Below are 18,062 nucleotides of genomic sequence, written 5' to 3' on the forward strand. Positions count from 1 at the left end.
GTCGTAGTGTTCGTCGCCTTCCCAATGCTTGGGGCATCAGTGGCTCGATGACGAAAACTCGCCGCTTACAGTTGCGGGGGCAGCCCCGGCATAAGCTGCGCAAGCAGCTGCACCGGATTCCCTGTTCGGCCCCGAAGGGCACCGTCACATGGGATGATAATCAGTCGCAGATGGGCCGTCAAACTCTCAGCGCGGCGCGAAGCCGAGCGTGACGCTGTTTTCCGCCACGCCGGTGACCAGCGTGCAGCCCGCACTCTCTGCCAGCCGTTTGGTGTAGCGCGCCATCGCTGCCTGCGGATCGGCAGGCAGGGCGCCGTCGCCGAAACCGGCAGCCACACTCTCCTGCCAGCGCACGGTGGTGCCCTCGGCGCGGATCTGCCAGCTGTTGCCCTGCTGGGTCAGGGCGAGATTGCCGCCGCGCGGCAGGGCCTGGGCCGCCAGCGACAGGCCGAGCAGAAGCGCCTTGCCCAGCGGCTTGGCCAGGCTGCTGCCCACGGTGGCCGGCAGCAGCAGGCTCAGTTTGCCGCCGTCGAAATAGGCTTTCGCCACGCGGGAGAATTCGCCAAAGGCCATCGGTTCGGCGGCATCGCCCGAGGCGCCGAGCGCCAGCCGGAAAAAACCCAGGCGGCGGGCTGCATCATTGGCCGACTGCGCCACCAGGCCGATGGCGTCGTCGCGCATTGCCGGGTCGGTTTCCTCGGCCAGCAGTTCGACGCCGTTGTTGATCGCGCCGATGCTGCCGGCCAGGTCGTGACACAACCGCGAGCAGATCAGGGCGACAAGATCGAGGTCGGCGGCGGCCATTGCAGTGATGCTCCCGTGATTCGCGCCAGCCCAATTCCCACGACCCGTGGGTGGCAGGACGGCAATGCTCTGTCTAGAATGTCCGCAGCAGGCAGGCAACCGCAAGCGAGAGACATGCTGGCACCGTTCGTTCCGGGCGACTGGGTGGAAAACCCGCTGCAGCCCGACTGGGGACAGGGGCAGGTGCAGTCTGCCATCGGCGCGCGGGTCACCGTCAATTTCCTGCATGCCGGCAAGCGCCTGATCAATGTCGAGCAGGTGCCGCTGAAGCCGGTCAAACCGCCCGAAGACTGAAACGAAGGTCCGGATGACGTCCACGCACGGCGATCTTGCCACCCATGAGCTGGCCATGGCTTTGCTGCCGCTGGCCCGCGAGGCCGGCGCGGCCATCATGGCGATCTATGCGACACCCTTTGTGGCGCGCTCCAAGGAAGACCGCAGCCCGGTCACCGATGCCGACGATGCGGCCGAGGCCATCATCCTGGCCGGCCTGCGCAAGCTGACGCCGGCGATTCCGGTGGTCGCCGAGGAGCTGGCGACGCGCGGCGAGGCGCCAGAGGTCGGCAGCGCGCCCTTCTGGCTGGTCGATCCGCTGGACGGCACGCGCGAGTTCATCGAGCGCAATGGCGAATTCACCGTCAATATCGCGCTGATCGAGGCCGGCCGCCCGATGCTCGGCATCGTGCTGGCGCCGGCGCTGGAGATTGCCTGGCTCGGGACTCCGGATGGCGCGCTGCGCTTCGACCGGCAGAGCGGCGCGGCCGGCCGCGCGATCACCGCCCGGCCGGTGCCCAAGGTCAGCGCCCTGGTGCTGGTCAGCCGCAACCATCGCGAACCGGCGGTCGACACCTGGCTCAAGCAGCAGATGGCGCCGGAAACCCGTACGGTCGGCTCATCGCTGAAATTCTGCCAGATCGCCGAGGGCGCGGCCGATCTCTATCCGCGCTTTGCCTCGATCTCGGAATGGGATACGGCGGCCGGCCAAGCCGTGCTGGAAGCCGCCGGCGGTGCGGTCGTCACCTGGAACGGCGTTGCAGAAGGCCCGGCGCTGGCCTATGGCAAAAAGGATTTCCGCAATCCGGCGTTCCTGGCGCGCGGTGCAAAGTCTTAGGCTAGCGCGACGTCGACCAGGATCGCCGCGTAGTGACAGGCGGCCGCGGCCAGCACGAAGACATGCCAGATCGCATTCTGGTAGGGCAGGCGTTCCCACAGATGAAAGATCACGCCGAGCGAATATAGCCCGCCGCCGGTGAGCAGCAGGATCAGCGCCGCCAGCGAGGCATTGCTGACCAGCGGCTGCAGGGCGGCGAGGATCACCCAGCCGAGCAGCAGATAGGCCACCACCGACAGCCGGTCGAAGCGCAGCGGATAGCGCAGTTTGAGAAACACGCCGATCAGCGCCACGGTCCAGACAAAGCCGAGCAGCAGCGCGCCCCACAGGCCGCCGATCAGGATCAGCGAAAATGGCGTATAGGTGCCGGCGATCATCACGAAGATGGCGGCGTGGTCGAAGCGGCGGAACACCGCCTTCAGCCGGGCATGCGATGTCATGTTGTAGAGCGCCGAGCAGGCCAGCATGGCGAGCAGGCCGAAACTATACAGGCCCAGGCTGATGCCGCGCGGCAGATCGGGGTTCAGCGCGATCAGGATCACCAGCGTGACGCAGGCGCCGATGCCAAAGGCCAGGCCGAGCAGATGCACGATGGCATCGGCAATGATCTCGGCGCGGCTGCAGGGACGACCCATGGCGGCCAGCATACCCCAAGGATTGGGGCCGAATGAAGACGCTGATTGTCAGCGAAACAGATCGTCGTCGCGCTGGTCTTCCGGCGCCGGGGCATAACCGCGCGCGGACGCAAAGCGCAGCAGCTGGTCCGGCGTCAGGGTATCGCGCGCGGCCAGATGGCCGCGCAGGCGCACGGCGCGGATGCGGCCCTGCAATGCAGCGATGCGCGCGGTCAGTGCATCGATGCGGGTGGCTTCCACGTTGTTCTCGGCAAAGCTGCGCGCCAGGCGGCGCTCTTCGCTTTCCACGCGGCGGCCCAGCGCGGAGACCTCCGCATCCAGGTCATGCTGCAGCTGGCGCAGGGTCTGCCGCTGCGCTTCGTCAAGATTGAGGCTTTCGGCCATCTGCAGCGCGGTCTGCGGCGCCGGATAGAGATTGCGTTCGGCGTCGCTGGTATCAAGCGGGTTGGCCGGCACGATCACCGCCGCCAGCGGCGGCAGGGTCGGAATATCGGTATCGGCGGTTTGCGCCGGCATGCCGGCCGGATACCGGCCGATGGTGCCGAGTGCGAAGCCGGCGGCCAGTGTCAGGCCGAACGCCAGCGTGGCGAACAAACGTCGCGTCACGGCGTGTCTCCCAAGACTTTGCGATGCCACGCCGGAAATACGGCTTCGGCAGCACGCGCAATCTAGGGCGGCGGATGTTATCTGTCGGTGACGGCGATCACGTCTGCATCGGGTGGATCGGCATAAAGCCGCATCACATCGGCGTGACGGCGCTCCAGCGTGGCGCGCTGGTTGATATAGCCCTTGTCGGTGATCTCGTTGGCATCGATGGAGGGCGGTTCGCTCAGCAGCAGCACGCGCCGCACCTTGAAGGACGAACCGCTCTGCGCCGTGTTTTGCGCGCTGAGTTTTTCCGCGATCTGCCGCCGCAAATCTTCCGGCGCCATATCCTTTGCTGCAGCCGATGGCCAGGCCAGCAGACCGATATAGTCGCGGTCCTGCCCGGTCACCACGGCATCCTGCAGCAGCGGCGAGCAGGCAGCCAATGCTGCTACGCGCACGCCGCCGACATGCACCCAGGTGCCGGTGGTCAGCTTGAAATCCTCGGCGATCCGCCCGTCGAACACCACGCCGCGCGCTGGATCACTGGGATCGGCAAGCCTGGCCGCATCGCCGATGCAGTAGAAGCCATCCGCATCGAAAGCCTTCTGCGTCTGTTCGGTGTTGCCGATATAGCCCGGCGTGACATTCGGGCCCTTGACGCGGATTTCCAGCTTGGCGCCGCTGGGCACGAACTTCAGCTGCACGCCGGGCACCGGCACGCCGATCACGCCGGCACGTTCGATCGGGAAATGCGCGGCTGTGGCCAGCGGTGCCGTCTCGGTTGAGCCCCAGCTGGAGGTCATGATCACGCGCTGGCCCAGCGTGCGGATCGACAGCGCCTCCAGCCGCGCCCACAGGTCGGGCGGCAATGCGGCGCCGGCATAGAAGATCATTTGCAGGTTGCGGAAGAAGCGCTCGCACAGCGCCGTGTCTTTCTCCAGATGCGGGATCAGCATGGCGTAGCCGGCGGGCACGTTGAAATACACTGTCGGCGAGACATCGCTTAAATTCGCAACCGTCTTTTCCACCAGGCCCGGCGCCGGCTTGCCGTCGTCGATATGCAGCGTGCCGCCCTGGCGCAGCACCATGTTGAAATTGTGGTTGCCGCCGAAGGTATGATTCCACGGCAGCCAGTCGAGCAGCACCGGCGGCGTCTGCTGCAGGAACGGCCAGATCTGCGCGATGGCCTGCTGGTTGGAGCACAGCATGCGATGGGTGTTGATGACGCCTTTCGGCAGTCCGGTGGAGCCGGAGGTAAACAGATACTTCGCCACCCAGTCCGGGCCGATCTGCGCGAACCGCGTATCGACAGCGGCCGTCGGCGGTGTCGCGCGCAAGGCGGCAAGATCGGTGATCGTCTCGATGCCTTGCGGCAGCGTCGCCAGCACCTTTGCAAACGGTCCGCCGCCCGGGTTTCCGTTTCCCTGGGCGAAAATCAGTCGTGGTTTTACCAGGCCGAGGATATGATGCACCTTGGCGAAGTCGCCGCTCATCAGCGAATAGGCGACAGAAACCGGCGTGACCGGCACGCCGGCAACCATGCCGCCCAGCATCAGCAGCGCATGGTCGATACTGTTGCCCGAGAGAATCACGATCGGCGTGCTCTGGTCCATGCCGCGATCCAGCAGACCCTGCGCGATGGCGCGGGCCGCCGCCCAGGCTTCGCCGTAGCTGACGCGGCGCCAGCCCTCGGCGGATTTCTCGGCGAGGAAAACCTGGTCGGGCCGCGCGGCGGCCTGTTCCTGCAGCAACTGGCCCAGGTGATCGGCATGGGGGCCGAGCGGCTCTGCGGACTCGAGGATGAAGCCGCCGCCGGCTATCTCGCGGCGGCGGATGCGCGGCACCGCCAGGTCAAGCGGCAGGAATGACGGCTTGGTGTCGCCCGGCTGGATCATGTTTCCTCCCACGGAAACGCTGCCGCCATTTTGTAAGGCAGCATTACAATATTGGAGATCATAGCCAAAGCGTTGGCTACCGCAAGGGGGAAGTCTCAGGCTTTCTTGCGCGTTTTCTTCGCCTTCGGTTGTGGTGGTTGTGTGAAAGGCTCCACCTCGGCGGTCGGCCGGATGCCGAAGCCGGCGCGCGCATAAAACAGTACGCGGTCCGGTTCCTGCCGCGTCCATTCGATAGCGTGATGGCCGCACCAGCTGGGCGCGAAGCCGCTGCTGCTTCCAACTGGCACCGTCACTTCCATGCTCGGCACGCGGACATTGACAAGATTTTTCTTGTTGGTGGTGAACTTGCTTAAGAGTCGGAAGAAGCGACCGGCCTGCGCCATATGGTCCTTGTTTTTGTTTTCGCCGTAAAAGGTAATGTCGCCCGTTGACGGGTGTGGCACCGGTTCTTTGTATATGTAGCCACCAAGCCTAAAAATAGCGGATGGCGGCGGCGGGGCTGGCCAGTCCCAGCACCATTGATCCTCGGGCATGCCGTACCAACCATAAAGCTTATAGTATTCGCGCCTCCAGTCTGGATTAATGATCATCCTTACTGAGGCGCCCGGACCTACGGACGTATCGAGCAGATGGGTATGGTGGGGATAATCCGGCGGATCAGGCATCTGCCAGATATCTTCGGGTTTATTCCAGCGATCCAATATGCGCTCATATTGCGCACCGGGATATGCATCCTGCAGAGCGAAACCGAAATCCAGCCAGTCGCGCTCCAGCATGCAAACATCACGGCTGCGCAGGAAAATCGACGAACTCATTGTCTCTCCCGCAGCTCGCGGAGTTCCCGGGCGCGCCGGGCATTCGGGGGACCATCATAGTCAGCCGGCTTATCCGGGGTCGGCTTCGAAAACTCGCCGTCCTGGTCCCATTTTGCGCGGATACGTTCGGCCGCCGCACGGCAGACATCGCGCACATCGCGGCGGAACTGCTCCTCGCTTCTGTCGGGATGCCGTTTTTCGACCATCACGAATTCCTCGTCTTCGATCTTTCCCCGGATCTTGGTTTCGGCATTGCTTTCACGCTCGTCGGGCTTGCCGTCTTCGCCATCGTAGGTATTTCCGCGCAGCATTTCAGCGACATTGCGTGCGATCAGGATACTGAAATCGCTACGGTTACTATCCTTTCGCACTTTGTCGCCAGCATCATTGTACTGCCACATATGCTCCTCCTTTTTTGCCTCTCTCTCTGTTTTTCCTTCTGGATTGCCGCCAAACGCATGCGCGATTGCAGCTTCCGGCAGAACAGCTCTCAATTCTTTCAGGCATTCCTGGATGGCGATGTTGACGCCGGCCTGGGTCAAAGCATTGCCGCGGCTGCCGCCAACCCGCAGCGCCATTTCTTCAGCCAACGCATCGTTGAGCGAATCGGCAATCTGCCGGTCTTCCGGATTGAGCTTGTCTGCCCAGGTGCCGAGCGGCGGGACATGCAGTTCCTTGCCGTCTTCAGCAATAACGATGCGGCCGCGCTGCGGCTGGGCGAAATCCTGCTGCTGGCGGTCTTCTTCCGGCTGGGCCGGTTCTGGCTGGCGCAACGCATCGCGGTCGGTGTCCGGCGTGTCACCGGACAGGGGTAAGGTGATTGCCGGCGCTACCAGGCCCAGGCCACGCAACAGATTCGGAATCTGCTTCACGCCTTCGATGATGGGGCGCTGATAAAATGCCTCCTGCTGTCCCGGCTGCAATTCACGGCGAGCCGGCGGCGGCTCATCGCTCATCACTGGCTTCAGCCCGATGGGCTCTTCACCGTCGCCACCGGATCGCAACGTGACATCGGTAGGAGGTTCGCCCGCGCCGGACAGCAACTGCCGTTCGCGATAGAAGCGGTCGACCTCGTCCACATCCGGCGGTGCATGGCGCTGCAGGCGATCCGACAGTTCGTCTCGCAGGGTCTGCAGTGTTTCGCCGACGCCATTCCGGCCTACACCACCGAGGCCGAGTGGCAGCAAGGTGCCGTCAGGTTCCAGCCCGTGATCCTTCTGGAAACGGATCAGCGCGCGGTTCAATTCGCTGCCGGGCCAGCCGGTCGGCATGCCGGGTTCGGGCAGGTCGTAATAGCCGGCATTGGCCAGCAGGGTCTGGGCCTTGATCACATCGGCGCGGTCGTTGTCACCGAAGCGGCCGACCGAGCCGGCAAAGCTGAAAAGGTCTTCGGGATTATTTTGATCGGATTGCAAGGACATGGAAAAACTCCACGGGCGGCTGAATACATATGTATTGATAATATTCCTTCAGTATGTACCTTTTTTGTTCTTTTTTCAATCAGCTATTTGCGTTGGTTCAAAGCGCGCTGAACGAAAGACGCGGATGGCCGGCCAGGAAGATCTTTCTGGGCCCGGCCATGAGGATTTTAGGGAAAAGTGCGTGGCCTAAGTCGCGATGTCGATGACGACACGGCCGCGGATCTGGCCGGCCAGGATCTTCGGCGCCAGGTCGAAGATGTCCGACAGCGGATGCAGCTCGGTCATCTGGCTGAGCTTGTCCTTCGGCAGATCCTGCGCCAGCTGCCACCAGGCGCGCTTGCGCTTGTGCATCGGCGCCATCACGCTGTCGACGCCGAGCAGGCTGACATTGCGCAGGATGAAGGGGAACACGCTGGCCGGCAGATCGGTGCCGCCGGCAAGCCCGCAGGCAGCGACGAAGCCGCCGTATTTCACCTGGCTCAGCACGGTGGCCAGCGTCTGGCCGCCGACGGAATCGATGGCCGCGGCCCAGCGTTCCTTGGCCATCGGCGCGCCCTTCTGGTTCAACTCTTCGCGGGCGATGAAGCCGCTGGCGCCCAGCGATGTGAGATAATCATGCGTCTCCGGCCGGCCGGTGGCGGCAATGACCTTGTAGCCCTTCTTCGCCAGCAGGGCGACGGCAACCGAGCCGACACCGCCGGCGGCACCGGTCACCAGCACCTCGCCATCGTCCTTGTGCAGGCCGGCATCCTCCAGCGCCATCACGCAGAGCATCGCCGTGTAGCCGGCCGTGCCGATGGCCATCGCCTCCTGCATGGTGAAGGCATCGGGCAGGCGCACCAGCCACTCGCTTTTCATCGCGGCAAAGCGGCTGTAGGCCCCCCACTGGGTTTCCGACAGGCCATAGCCGTTCACGATCACCTTGTCGCCCGGCTTGAAATCGGCGTTGCCCGAGACCACCACCGTGCCGGCGAGATCGATGCCGGCCACCATCGGCAGCTTGCGCGCGATGCGGCCTCCCGTGAGCGCCAGGCCGTCCTTGTAGTTCAGCGTCGAATAGGCGACCTCGACCAGCACGTCATTCTGCGGCAGGTCTTTCTTGGCGATCTGCTTGAAGCCGGCTTTCGGCTTGCCGTCGACCTCTTCGATGACAACGGCGCGGAAGGTATCGGACATGGGATTCTCGTCTTTCTTTATCGTCATGCCCGCGAAGGCGGGCATCCAGCATAACCGATAGACTGGGTTCCCGCTTTCGCGGGAACGACGGGAGGGCGAATTACCGCAGCGGTTCGAGGATCGAGACGTAGTTGGCCACCGCCACGCCGCCCATGTTGAACACGCCGCCGAGCTTGGCGTTCTTCACCTGGATGTCGCCGGCCGTGCCGCTCAGCTGCATCGCCGCCATCACATGCATCGACACGCCGGTGGCGCCGATCGGATGGCCCTTCGATTTCAGCCCGCCAGATGGATTCACCGGCAGCTTGCCGTCGGCCTGGGTCCAGCCTTCCATGATCGCCCGCGCGCCTTGCCCCGGCGCGGTGAGGCCCATCGCCTCGTATTCGATCAGTTCGGCAATGGTGAAGCAGTCATGGCTTTCGGCAAAGGACAGATCCCACACGCTCAGGCCCGCTTCGCCCAGCGCATCGGCCCAGGCCTTGGCCGGGCCCTCGAAGGCGATCACATCGCGCTTGGCCATCGGCAGGAAATCCTGCACGTGTTTCGAGGCACGGAAGGCAATCGCCTTCTTCATGCCCAGCGCGGTCTGCACATCGGTCAGCACCAGGGCGGCGGCGCCATCCGACACCATCGAGCAGTCGGTGCGGCGCATGCCGCCCACCACCAGCGGGTTCTTGTCGGACACGGTCTTGCAGAAGTCGTAGCCGAAATCCTTCTGCATATGCGCCAGCGGATTTTTGCTGCCGTTCTTGTGGTTTTTGGCGGCGATCATCGCGGTGGCATCCGACTGGTCGCCATAGCGCTGGAAATACTGCTTCTGGATCGAATCGAACACGCCGGCGAAGCCGCCCTCGTTGAAGATTTCCGTCTTCTTGTAGCTCGCCTTGACCAGGATATTGCCGACCATCTCGGTCGAGGCGGAGGTCATCTTCTCGACGCCGACGCAGAGCACGAAGCGCGCCTTCTTCGCCGCGATGGCATTGAGGCCCTGATAGATCGCCGCCGTGCCGGTGGAGCAGGCATTCTCCACGCGGGTCGCCGGCTTGAAGCGCAGGGCCGGATCGGCCTGCAGCACCAGCGAGGCGGTGAAATCCTGGTCGATCAGGCCGCCGTTGAAATGGCCGAGATAGATCGCATCGACATCCTTGGGCTCGATGCCGGCATCGCGGATGGCGCCGACCGCCACCTCCACGATCAGGTCTTCGGCATCCTTGCCGTCCAGTTTGCCGAATTTGCTGTGGTTCCAGCCGACGATGCAGGCGGTCATCCAAATCTCTCCCGAAATCTCTTGGTCTTGTCGCCGTAGGAGAAGAGGGGCGGGTATTGAAGTCAAGGCGTGCACCGGCAGGCGAGTTTGCGGTCCGCCGAGCCTGTCTGACCCTTATTCCGTCTTATCCGGTCCTTATTTCTGCTTATTCGACCCTTATTCCGGCTTATGCGAGGCTTATTTCGCTTCGCGCGCAGGCTAAGCCCTTGAATTGGCTTGTCTTGGCTGAAATGAGAACATAAGGCGAAAATAGTCTTGCGGCAAGGGGTGCGGGGCGATATATTCACTATATGTTCTAGACAGGGAGCTGCCTGATGCCCGACCTTCTCACCACGCCGTTTTTTGAGATGAGCCGCCCGGATGAGCGCCTGTTCGAACTGTCGGGCAGCGTGGGTGTCGGCCGCACCAACCGCCGCTCCGATGTGTTCAAGCTGCAAACCCTGCTGCATCGCGAAGGTTATCTCGATGCCGCTGGCCCCGAAGGCGGCTGGGGCGGCGACTGGGGCAATCGCGACGACTATGCGCTGCGGCGCTTCCAGCGCGACAACGGGCTGGTCATCGACGGCCTGGCCGAACCCGAAGGCGAGACCATGAGCACGCTGCGCGGTTTCCATCTCCAGCCCGTCGCCGCCCCTGTCACCGCCATGCCTGTGCGGGGCAGCCGCCACGCCGCCTGAGTCCACGTTTTTTTCAGACCGTTTTTTTCAGTCATACGATTTTCAGGTCGCAGGATTTTTTAAAATCATAAGGATGAGCCATGGTCGCCTATCAGCGTCTGTTCGCCCCGCCGCGTCAGGATGATCTCGAATACCTGCCCGATCCGATGGGGCGCCTCGACATGGGCACATATGTCGAGAAGCCCGAGACCAGCCCCGATCCGGGCTGGGAGGCGGCGCGGGGCGACTGGATGCGTGGCGCGCCGCTGGGCCGGATTTTCGGCGACGGGCTGTTCGACCTGCAGGACGGCGTCGGCGCCGACCAGGCCAACCGGCGCGGCGATGTGTTCAAGCTGCAGGCCCTGCTGCATCGCGAAGGCTTTCTCGATTCGGCCGCCACCGAGGGACCGACCGGCTTCTGGGGCGGGCGCGACGATGAGGCGCTGCGCAATTTCCAGAAGGAGCATGGCCTCAATGTCGATGGCTTCGCGGCGCCCAGCGGCGAGACCATCTCCACCATCCGCGGCTTCTACCAGCCGCGGCGACCGACACCTGCGGGGGTGTATACCCGTGAAGTGCGCGGCGATGAACCGCCACCATCACTCCGTACCTGGCTCAAGCGGCCGGATGACCCGGATCCTCCTGTCCTGTTGCGGCCTGCCACCGGCCACAGGGCCGACAGCGCGGCCGAGCCGCAGCGCTTTGCCCAGGCGAATACCGGTGTCGTCAGCGATGTGCCGCCCGGGAGCGGGACGGGCCGTGATGAGCGACCCGTCGTCAACGCGTCGGCGGACCGAATCCGTAGCATACTGGAGAATGCACCGGCGCGGTTCGAGATCGCCGATAATCCGAAGGAAGACGGCAGCGCACCGCTCTGGCGTCTCCACAATAAAGGCGCAAAGGCGGTCCAGATTTACGACAAAGTTGTGGAGCGGGAGGCGACGCGTTTGGGCGTCGATCCCGATCTGGTGCGGGCTGTGATGTATTATGAAAATGCTGACGGGCATAAAGTGGTCTTCAATGACCTGGGCGACGCACTGGGCTACAGCGACACGATTATGCCGATGAACATCAACCCGAAAATCTGGGGCGCCCTGGGGGTCGAGACCCGGGAAGCGGCGCGCAACCCCGAGCGCAATATCCGCGCGGCAGCATTGCTGCTCAAACGCATTGGCGATCGCCTCGATGATCCGACGCCGGAAAAAATAGGCTCGATCTGGAACGGCGTCGGGTTGGAGACCGTCAATCATCGTGGCGCCCGCATCGGCCATATCTACCGTGAGCGCAGTTGGGAAAAACCGATGGGAGTGACGCATGGTCGGCGTTAGATGGCGCAGGCTATTCAGGATCAGTGCCTATGCCGGTCTGCTCACTGGTGCATTGGGCATTGCCTTCCTGCTTTATCTGCTGCTTGGTGCGCAAGACGATATGAGCGACCTGTGCGACATGACCGAAGTTGGTCAGGGGTTGTTGCCCTTTGGCAATGAAGGCGGCTGCAATCCACGCTGGCTCGTATGGCTGCTGGCCTTCATCGTGTCTGCAGCATTCGGCACTCTCCCGATCCTACTGATCGGCGCTATCCTTCTTCTTGCGGCAGCCCACGGCGAGCGCCAGCATATTTCAGAGTGACTGAAGATATGCCCAATCTTTCTGGTTTTGAACTTTCTAGCTCACCATTTTCGGTGGGAACAGATTTTCCCTGATCTGAAGTGAATCCTGTGAATCCGCTCTGGAAACGCCTTGCGCTGATACTGGCCGTGTTGAGCCTGGCGGGCCCTGCCTATGTGCCCGGCATCGAGCTTTATGAGCTTTATACCGAAGGGACAACCGCCGACTATGGTGAGTTCTGCGACGATGTCGAACATCCGCCGTTTCTGCTTGGGGCGGCGACAACCTGCGATCTGAGCTTGCGGCAGGTGGCATTGTTTGCCGCCTTTTCCTATGGCATAGGCGCGCTCATGCTGTTTCCGGTTGCCCTGTTTGTGGCAGGTGGTTTCAGCGGCTTGCGGCGCAAGTCCGCCAAATGACGCGAGGAGATGTCGGGATGACGAGCTTCCGCCATGTCCGGAAGGCCATCTTGCGACGATTTACACGATGGCTCCTGCTGGCGGGACTGATTGGCCCGGCCATCGTGCCAGGCATCAATCTGGTCGAGTTGTATGCAACCGGCAGCACCGACGATTACTATGAATTCTGCGCCGTTGCCGACCTGCCGCGCTTTGTCTTCGGCGCGGCAAAAAGCTGCGACCTCGACCTCCTGCAACTCCTGATCTTCGCCGCGCTGTCCTATGCCGGTGCGATTGTAATCCTGACGCCGGCGGTGGTCCTCACCGTACTCGCCTTCGGCGCAGGACGAGAGAAGCTCCGATGAATGCCGGGACGGCCAGCGTTCGGTACCCGCTTCCCTGGCCGCTTCGCCTGCTGGTGAGCGTTGGGCTTGGGGCGATCCTGCCGCTGGTATTCTTCGGCAGCATCCTGATCCAGACCGAGGGCCATGAACCGCGCGGCCTATGTGCCGCGGTCGAAGGCGATGGGGGAACGCTGCCGCTGCAGATGAATGCCGGTGGCCGTATCGGTTACACCTGCGACTTCAACTGGGATCTGGCGAGCTTCTATGTCGTGCCGCCGGCCTTGCTGTTCGGCATGATCGTTTTCGCCGTCTGGACCCTGATGCGGCGGCGAGCCGCCGATTAGCAGCACGCCGCTGCGAGTGCCAATCGGCGTCACGTTTACACAATCTTATTGCAACAGATCCGACACTTCGGACAGGCTTTGACTGTTGGTATGCCGGCTCCCGAGTCGGTGTTGTCGGCATCGGGTAGCGGCTCCCGCACAAGCAGGAGGCGAGATGTCGGATTTGTCCCCAGACCATAAAAAAATCGATCACACCGCGTGGCTGCAAAAGCTGCTGACGCACCGCCTGACCACGGCGGAAATCCTCTACCACATGCCCGATCACCCCAAGCTGCTGCAGACTTACGTGTGGCAGGATTACGATCTGGCGCCGCGCTTTCCCGGCCTGAAGAAGTTCCTCGATTTCTGGGAGGCCAGCCTGGACGGCAAGCTGCACAGCGTGCGCGTGGTTTCGGCCCGGGTGGTCAGCCCGGCGGAAATCCGGGCGGCGGCGGCGAGCTACAACCTGCACTAGCCGGCCTGACCGCGACAGACGGGCTGCGGAAAGCGGCGGATTTTCACCTTTCGTCAAGACGGCGCCGGGTAGGGTAGCCTGTTGCAATAACGGCCAGTCTGTCAGGAATCCACCCCGTCCATGTGCGGCATTGCCGGCTATCTGAATTTCAATCCCGCCCGTGCGCCGGATGCCATCCAGGCGACGATTGCCCGCATGAATCGCCGCATCGCCCATCGCGGCCCGGATGATCGCGGCCAGTGGGCTGATCCGGACAACCTGTGCCATCTGGGGCATACGCGGCTCAGCGTGCTCGATCTCTCGGCCGCCGGGCATCAGCCGATGCACAGCGCCGATGGCCGCTATGTCATCAGCTTCAATGGCGAGATCTACAACTACCGCAACCTGCGCCAGCAGCTGGAAAAGCTCGGGCATCAGTTCCACACCGGCACCGACACGGAAGTGATCCTGGCCGGCTTCGCCGTCGATGGCGTCGATTTCTTCACCGTGGTGGATGGCATGTTCGCGCTCGCCATCTTCGACCGCGAGACCGGCATCACCACGCTGGCGCGCGACCGCGCCGGCGAGAAGCCGCTGTATTATGCCGCCGGCGACGGCTTCCTCGCCTTTGCCTCCGAGCTGCGGGCGCTGCTGGAAGTCGAGGAACTGCCGGTCACGCTGTCGGAATCCGCGCTGGCGCTGTATTTCACGCTGCGCTATGTGCCGGACCCCGACACCATCCTGGCGCCGGTGAAAAAACTCGAACCGGGTTGCGTGCTGCAGGTGACGCGCGACGGCCGGCAGAGCCTCAACCGCTATTACAGTTTCGAGATCGACCAGGCCCATGAAGTGGGGCCCGACCGCTTAAGCAAATATGTCGACACGCTGGAAGAGGCACTGTCGGAGGCGCTGACCGACCGGCTGAATGCCGATGTGCCGCTTGGCGCGTTCCTCTCCAGCGGCGTCGATTCGGCGCTGGCCTGCGCGCTGCTGGCGAAGAAGCTCGGCAAGACGGTGAAAACCTTCACCATCGGCTTCGAGGGCGATCCGGGCTCCGAGCATATTGCTGCACGCGACATCGCCACGCGGCTCGGCACCGAGCATCGCGAGCATATTTTCGGCGCCGCCGATTTCGATCGCATCTGCGGCGATATCGGCAAATTGCTGGACGAGCCCAATGGCGACCGCAGCTGCGTGCCGACCTATCTGCTGGCCGAATTCACCCGCCAGCATGTCACCGTGGCCATCTCGGGCGATGCCGGCGACGAGCTGTTCGGTGGTTACAGCCGCTATCCGGCTTTCGCCGTGGCCTATGACCGCGACCGCTCCGGCCGCGCGCCGGCGATGGTGCAGACCTATATCGAACGCGGCCTGCCGGTGTTTGCCGCCGATGCGGTGCGCGAGGCGCTGCCGCAGGGCTATGAGGCAGTGCTGGATTTCTACGACCGCTATGCGCCGGTCTTCATGCATCTCGGCCGGCCGGCGCTGCACAGCCTGCGCCAGCTCGATTTCCGCACCTACCTGCCCGGCGCCGTGCTGGCGAAAGTCGACCGCATGAGCATGCAGCATGCGCTGGAAGTGCGCACGCCGTTCTTAAGCCCGCGCCTGCTCGGTCTGGCCAGCCGCGCCGGCCTGGGCCTGTGCTGGAACGGCAAGATGCAGAAGCTGGCGCTGCGCCATCTGCTGGCACGCTATCTGCCCGCCCAGCATGTGCAGGCGCCGAAAAAAGGCTTCGGCATGCCGCCCAGCGTGTTTTTCAACAACCAGGCGCGGCTGGAACAGGAGCTGCGGCTGGCGCATCGGCGGTTGAGCGAGACGCGCTTCTTCACGCAGAGGCCCGGCGCGCTGGATCGCCTGTTCCGCGCCGCCGGCAAGGGCATCAATGCGATCTGGGCCACCATTGTGCTGGCCAAATGGGTCGACAGCGTGGAGCGGCCGCTGTGACCGGGACAACCAAGGCCGAGCAGAAACATCTCGACGACATGGAAGCCTTTGTCGCCCATGCCGCCGGTCTGGCGACCATGGCGCTGGCACCGGAGATCGAAACCCGCATTGCCACCCTGGCGCAAGCCTTCGATGCCGCGGTGGCCGGATTGCCGCCGGCGCCGCTTACCGTGCTGGTCTATCATCTCAAGCTGCCCGATGAGCATCGCCATATCGACTATGTCGATATCCAGGCCGACCAGGGCAAGATCGATTACACCAGCGTGCTGCAGCATACCTTTGCCATGGCGCGCGGCTTCAATCCCGATTGCCGCATCCTCTATGTTACCGGCGCGGATGATGACACCGCCTTCGTGCCCGCCGATGTGACGGTGGTGCGCCTGCCGCTCAACCCCGGCTGGCTGATGTATGAGCGCGTGGTGGCGATGAATGCCTATCTCGCCTCATCGGCTTTCACCGGGCATGCCGCCTTCCTCGACAGCGACGCCTTTGCCAATGCGCCGCTGGAAAAGGTGTTCGACCTCGGCTTCGATGTCGCCGTCACCTATCGCACCAGCCCCGGCCTGATGCCGCTGAACGAGGGCGTGATCTTTGCCGCCAAGCGGCCGGGCGACGGTGCGGCCAAGTTCTTCCGCCGCTATCTCGGCACCTACGAGGCGCTCTGCGCCGATGCGCGGGTGAAAGAGGTCTATGGCGATATCCGGCGCTGGCGCGGTGGCCAGCTGTCGCTGAACGGCGCGGCCATTGCGACGGGGCATTTAAGCGATCTCGACCGCCGGGTGATCGATGGCGCGCTGCTGCGCTATCTCAACTGCGATGACTTCAACTTCTTCATCCGCGATTCCGAGCAGTATTCCAAGTTCCAGCTCAAGCGCAAATACGTGCTGCACCTCAAGGGTCCGTCCAAGGGCAGCGTCGCCTCGGCGGCGCAGTTCCAGCTTCCCTGGCTGCAGGTCTGGCGCAAGTCCGGCGCCAACCTGTTCGCGCCGATCCTGCAGGCCGAACTGGCGGCGGCGGCGCCCGCACCGAAGACGGAGGCAGCCACAGTGGAGTCAAAGCCCGGCGGCTATGTGAAGCCGATGTTTGCCTTCATCAACAAGGAATATAACCGGCCGCCGTTTGATGCGGCCGAGACGCGGCAAAAGTTCGGCGGCCATATCCAGGCTGCGGCGGAAATCCTGCAGGCCAACCGCCCGGGCAGCGGCGCGGTGGCGGTGGACGACATGCTGGTGTGGTTCCGCAATGCCGGCTTCCTGCAACAGGAGGATTTCATCCGCGCGGTCGGCAGCTATGGCACCGACCAGACCCTGCGGGCGCGCATCTGGCGCATCTATACGCTCTGCTGGGCGGCGAAAAGCTGCCTCGGCCTGCCGGGTGATTTCATGGATGTCGGCTGCTATGACGGCCGCACGGTCGAGATCATGGAACGCTATTGCGATTTCCGCAGCGACCCATCTGGCAAGACCTGGTTCCTCTACGACCTGTTCGAGAATCCGCCCGACGAGGCGCGCAAATCCGGCCATGGGCCTGAACTGTTCGACCGGGTATCGGCCACCTTCGCGCCGTTCGGCAATTTCCGCGTCATCAAGGGCGCGGTGCCCGAGAGTTTCGCGCAAGGCCTGCCCGACAGGGTGGCTTTCGCGCAGCTCGATCTGAATGTGGCCGGGCCCGAGCTGGCGGCGCTGGAGATCATCCATGAGCGGCTGGTGCCCGGCGGCATGATCGTGTTCGACGATTTCGGCTTCCAGCGCTACCGCGACAGCCACGATGCCGAGATGGCGTTTTTCCGCGCGCGCGGCGCGGTGATCTTCGAAAGTCCGACCGGGCAGGGCATCTACATCAAGCGGTGATCACTCGCCGCTTTCGAGATCCGCCTTCAGGTAGCTGAGGATCGGATACAGCCCGGCCATCAGCGCGATCAGGAAGCCATAGCGGCCCTCGCGATAGCCCTTGCGCCCGACATAGCATTTATAGAAGCGGCTGAAGATGCGGCGGATATTGTGGCCGTAGCTGCCGATATCCTGGCCCGCGGCGCGCCGCGCCCGCAGGTCGGCGGCATTCGAGGTGGTGTAGCGGTCGAGGCGGTGAATCATGTCGGAAATATTCTTGTCGACATAATGAATCATGCGGCTCTTGAGAAAGCGCTGCTCGCCCTTCAGTTCCAGGGCCGGATGCACGCGCTGCGCACCCCAGTGCTTGGCGCCCCTGGCGCATAACCGCGGCGCCATCATCACGCCGAAGTATCCGCCCCAGCCATAGCGCACCAGACGGCTGCCGACGTAATTGTCGAACGGCACCAGGATATGGCCGAACTTGGCGGTCGCGATCACGTCGCGGATCTCGGTCGCCATTTCGGCCGGCACGCGTTCGTCGGCATCCACTTCCAGGATCCAGTCGCCGCTGCAGGCGGCAATGCCGGTATTGCGGCGTTCGCCCTCCAGCGGCCAGGCGCCCTCGATCAGCTTGTCGGTGAAGCCGGCGGCAATCGCGCGGGTGTTGTCGGTGCAGCGATCCAGCACCATCACGATCTCGTCGGCAAAGCGCAGGCGCTCCAGGCAGTCGGCGATCTGGCCGGCTTCGTTATGCGCCACAACCAGTGCAGAGAGTTTGGGAGCAGTCATGG

General features: G+C 63.5%; 20 protein-coding genes and 1 riboswitch. Of the genes, 11 read left to right on the forward strand and 9 right to left on the reverse strand.

Annotated features, from left to right (window positions below):
* Nucleotides 1-161: riboswitch (cobalamin riboswitch) on the reverse strand. This riboswitch is flagged as partial in the annotation.
* A gap of 25 nt (nt 162-186) precedes the next feature.
* Nucleotides 187-804, reverse strand: coding sequence for a histidine phosphotransferase family protein (locus AAG799_RS12650; RefSeq protein WP_341896384.1), 618 nt, complete (start codon nt 802-804; stop codon nt 187-189).
* Nucleotides 805-918: 114 nt separating this feature from the next.
* On the opposite strand from AAG799_RS12650, the gene AAG799_RS12655 reads away from it, so the two are divergent.
* Nucleotides 919-1,098, forward strand: coding sequence for a DUF3553 domain-containing protein (locus AAG799_RS12655; RefSeq protein ID WP_341896387.1), 180 nt, complete (start codon nt 919-921; stop codon nt 1,096-1,098).
* 13 nt (nt 1,099-1,111) lie between these two features.
* A complete protein-coding gene (gene cysQ / locus AAG799_RS12660) occupies nt 1,112-1,915 on the forward strand; it encodes a 3'(2'),5'-bisphosphate nucleotidase CysQ (RefSeq protein WP_341896389.1) in 804 nt (267 codons plus the stop codon).
* Here the strand turns inward: cysQ and AAG799_RS12665 are convergent.
* The 7 genes from AAG799_RS12665 to AAG799_RS12695 all read right to left on the reverse strand — a co-directional run bounded on the left by AAG799_RS12665 (nt 1,912) and on the right by AAG799_RS12695 (nt 9,712).
* Nucleotides 1,912-2,550, reverse strand: coding sequence for a hemolysin III family protein (locus tag AAG799_RS12665; RefSeq protein WP_341896391.1), 639 nt, complete (start codon nt 2,548-2,550; stop codon nt 1,912-1,914). The genes cysQ and AAG799_RS12665 overlap by 4 nt on opposite strands.
* Before the next feature lie 48 nt (nt 2,551-2,598).
* A complete protein-coding gene (locus AAG799_RS12670; protein WP_341896393.1) occupies nt 2,599-3,156 on the reverse strand; it encodes a Spy/CpxP family protein refolding chaperone in 558 nt (185 codons plus the stop codon).
* Nucleotides 3,157-3,233: 77 nt separating this feature from the next.
* Nucleotides 3,234-5,033 carry a feruloyl-CoA synthase gene (locus AAG799_RS12675; RefSeq protein WP_341896395.1) on the reverse strand — a complete coding sequence of 600 codons (1,800 nt, stop codon included), beginning with the start codon at nt 5,031-5,033 and terminating at the stop codon, nt 3,234-3,236.
* Between the two features lie 95 nt (nt 5,034-5,128).
* Complete coding sequence (locus AAG799_RS12680; protein WP_341896397.1) at nt 5,129-5,848, reverse strand: hypothetical protein; 720 nt, start codon at nt 5,846-5,848, stop codon at nt 5,129-5,131.
* Nucleotides 5,845-7,179, reverse strand: a complete 1,335-nt coding sequence (locus tag AAG799_RS12685; RefSeq protein WP_341896399.1) for a peptidoglycan-binding domain-containing protein — start codon at nt 7,177-7,179, stop codon at nt 5,845-5,847. Before AAG799_RS12685 ends, AAG799_RS12680 begins: the two co-directional genes overlap by 4 nt.
* 276 nt (nt 7,180-7,455) lie before the next feature.
* The gene (locus AAG799_RS12690; RefSeq protein ID WP_341896400.1) at nt 7,456-8,445 is read right to left on the reverse strand and encodes an MDR family oxidoreductase; all 990 of its coding nucleotides are present in this window, start codon (nt 8,443-8,445) and stop codon (nt 7,456-7,458) included.
* Between the two features lie 100 nt (nt 8,446-8,545).
* Nucleotides 8,546-9,712 carry an acetyl-CoA acetyltransferase gene (locus AAG799_RS12695; protein WP_341896402.1) on the reverse strand — a complete coding sequence of 389 codons (1,167 nt, stop codon included), beginning with the start codon at nt 9,710-9,712 and terminating at the stop codon, nt 8,546-8,548.
* A 314-nt stretch (nt 9,713-10,026) separates the two neighbouring features.
* Here AAG799_RS12695 and AAG799_RS12700 point away from each other — a divergent pair, with 314 nt between their 5' ends.
* From AAG799_RS12700 to AAG799_RS12740, 9 genes are all read left to right on the forward strand, one after another.
* The gene (locus AAG799_RS12700; RefSeq protein ID WP_341896404.1) at nt 10,027-10,389 is read left to right on the forward strand and encodes a peptidoglycan-binding domain-containing protein; all 363 of its coding nucleotides are present in this window, start codon (nt 10,027-10,029) and stop codon (nt 10,387-10,389) included.
* Nucleotides 10,390-10,469: 80 nt separating this feature from the next.
* Nucleotides 10,470-11,696, forward strand: a complete 1,227-nt coding sequence (locus AAG799_RS12705; RefSeq protein WP_341896406.1) for a peptidoglycan-binding protein — start codon at nt 10,470-10,472, stop codon at nt 11,694-11,696.
* Nucleotides 11,683-11,997, forward strand: a complete 315-nt coding sequence (locus AAG799_RS12710) for a hypothetical protein (protein ID WP_341896408.1) — start codon at nt 11,683-11,685, stop codon at nt 11,995-11,997. The genes AAG799_RS12705 and AAG799_RS12710 overlap by 14 nt, the downstream gene beginning before the upstream one ends.
* An 89-nt stretch (nt 11,998-12,086) precedes the next feature.
* Entirely contained in the window at nt 12,087-12,395 is a 309-nt protein-coding gene (locus AAG799_RS12715) for a hypothetical protein (protein WP_341896410.1), read from the forward strand.
* Between the two features lie 17 nt (nt 12,396-12,412).
* Nucleotides 12,413-12,739: a hypothetical protein gene (locus AAG799_RS12720; protein WP_341896412.1), complete on the forward strand. Its 327-nt coding sequence runs from the start codon at nt 12,413-12,415 to the stop codon at nt 12,737-12,739.
* Nucleotides 12,736-13,062: a hypothetical protein gene (locus tag AAG799_RS12725; RefSeq protein ID WP_341896414.1), complete on the forward strand. Its 327-nt coding sequence runs from the start codon at nt 12,736-12,738 to the stop codon at nt 13,060-13,062. The genes AAG799_RS12720 and AAG799_RS12725 overlap by 4 nt, the downstream gene beginning before the upstream one ends.
* Nucleotides 13,063-13,216: 154 nt before the next feature.
* Nucleotides 13,217-13,516 carry a Usg family protein gene (locus AAG799_RS12730; RefSeq protein ID WP_341896416.1) on the forward strand — a complete coding sequence of 100 codons (300 nt, stop codon included), beginning with the start codon at nt 13,217-13,219 and terminating at the stop codon, nt 13,514-13,516.
* 120 nt (nt 13,517-13,636) lie between these two features.
* Complete coding sequence (asnB, locus tag AAG799_RS12735; RefSeq protein ID WP_341896418.1) at nt 13,637-15,439, forward strand: asparagine synthase (glutamine-hydrolyzing); 1,803 nt, start codon at nt 13,637-13,639, stop codon at nt 15,437-15,439.
* Nucleotides 15,436-17,289, forward strand: coding sequence for a hypothetical protein (locus AAG799_RS12740; protein WP_341896420.1), 1,854 nt, complete (start codon nt 15,436-15,438; stop codon nt 17,287-17,289). The genes asnB and AAG799_RS12740 overlap by 4 nt, the downstream gene beginning before the upstream one ends.
* Here AAG799_RS12740 and AAG799_RS12745 read toward each other — a convergent pair whose 3' ends face one another.
* Nucleotides 17,290-18,060 (reverse strand): glycosyltransferase family 2 protein, encoded by a 771-nt coding sequence (locus AAG799_RS12745; RefSeq protein ID WP_341896422.1) that lies wholly within the window; start codon nt 18,058-18,060, stop codon nt 17,290-17,292.
* Between the last annotated feature and the right edge of the window lie 2 nt (nt 18,061-18,062).

It is taken from the genome of Ferrovibrio terrae (genome assembly GCF_943371255.1).
GTDB classification, from domain to species: Bacteria; Pseudomonadota; Alphaproteobacteria; order Ferrovibrionales; family Ferrovibrionaceae; genus Ferrovibrio; species Ferrovibrio terrae_B.

Excerpts from the sequence above, each read along its gene's own strand:
- asnB (WP_341896418.1), top strand. The coding sequence starts at position 13,637 with ATGTGCGGCATTGCCGGCTATCTGAATTTCAATCCCGCCCGTGCGCCG.
- AAG799_RS12665 (WP_341896391.1), bottom strand. The coding sequence starts at position 2,550 with ATGGGTCGTCCCTGCAGCCGCGCCGAGATCATTGCCGATGCCATCGTG.
- AAG799_RS12710 (WP_341896408.1), top strand. The coding sequence starts at position 11,683 with ATGGTCGGCGTTAGATGGCGCAGGCTATTCAGGATCAGTGCCTATGCC.
- AAG799_RS12730 (WP_341896416.1), top strand. The coding sequence starts at position 13,217 with ATGTCGGATTTGTCCCCAGACCATAAAAAAATCGATCACACCGCGTGG.
- cysQ (WP_341896389.1), top strand. The coding sequence starts at position 1,112 with ATGACGTCCACGCACGGCGATCTTGCCACCCATGAGCTGGCCATGGCT.
- AAG799_RS12700 (WP_341896404.1), top strand. The coding sequence starts at position 10,027 with ATGCCCGACCTTCTCACCACGCCGTTTTTTGAGATGAGCCGCCCGGAT.
- AAG799_RS12745 (WP_341896422.1), bottom strand. The coding sequence starts at position 18,060 with ATGACTGCTCCCAAACTCTCTGCACTGGTTGTGGCGCATAACGAAGCC.
- AAG799_RS12720 (WP_341896412.1), top strand. The coding sequence starts at position 12,413 with ATGACGAGCTTCCGCCATGTCCGGAAGGCCATCTTGCGACGATTTACA.
- AAG799_RS12690 (WP_341896400.1), bottom strand. The coding sequence starts at position 8,445 with ATGTCCGATACCTTCCGCGCCGTTGTCATCGAAGAGGTCGACGGCAAG.
- AAG799_RS12650 (WP_341896384.1), bottom strand. The coding sequence starts at position 804 with ATGGCCGCCGCCGACCTCGATCTTGTCGCCCTGATCTGCTCGCGGTTG.
- AAG799_RS12725 (WP_341896414.1), top strand. The coding sequence starts at position 12,736 with ATGAATGCCGGGACGGCCAGCGTTCGGTACCCGCTTCCCTGGCCGCTT.
- AAG799_RS12695 (WP_341896402.1), bottom strand. The coding sequence starts at position 9,712 with ATGACCGCCTGCATCGTCGGCTGGAACCACAGCAAATTCGGCAAACTG.
- AAG799_RS12680 (WP_341896397.1), bottom strand. The coding sequence starts at position 5,848 with ATGAGTTCGTCGATTTTCCTGCGCAGCCGTGATGTTTGCATGCTGGAG.
- AAG799_RS12655 (WP_341896387.1), top strand. The coding sequence starts at position 919 with ATGCTGGCACCGTTCGTTCCGGGCGACTGGGTGGAAAACCCGCTGCAG.
- AAG799_RS12705 (WP_341896406.1), top strand. The coding sequence starts at position 10,470 with ATGGTCGCCTATCAGCGTCTGTTCGCCCCGCCGCGTCAGGATGATCTC.
- AAG799_RS12675 (WP_341896395.1), bottom strand. The coding sequence starts at position 5,033 with ATGATCCAGCCGGGCGACACCAAGCCGTCATTCCTGCCGCTTGACCTG.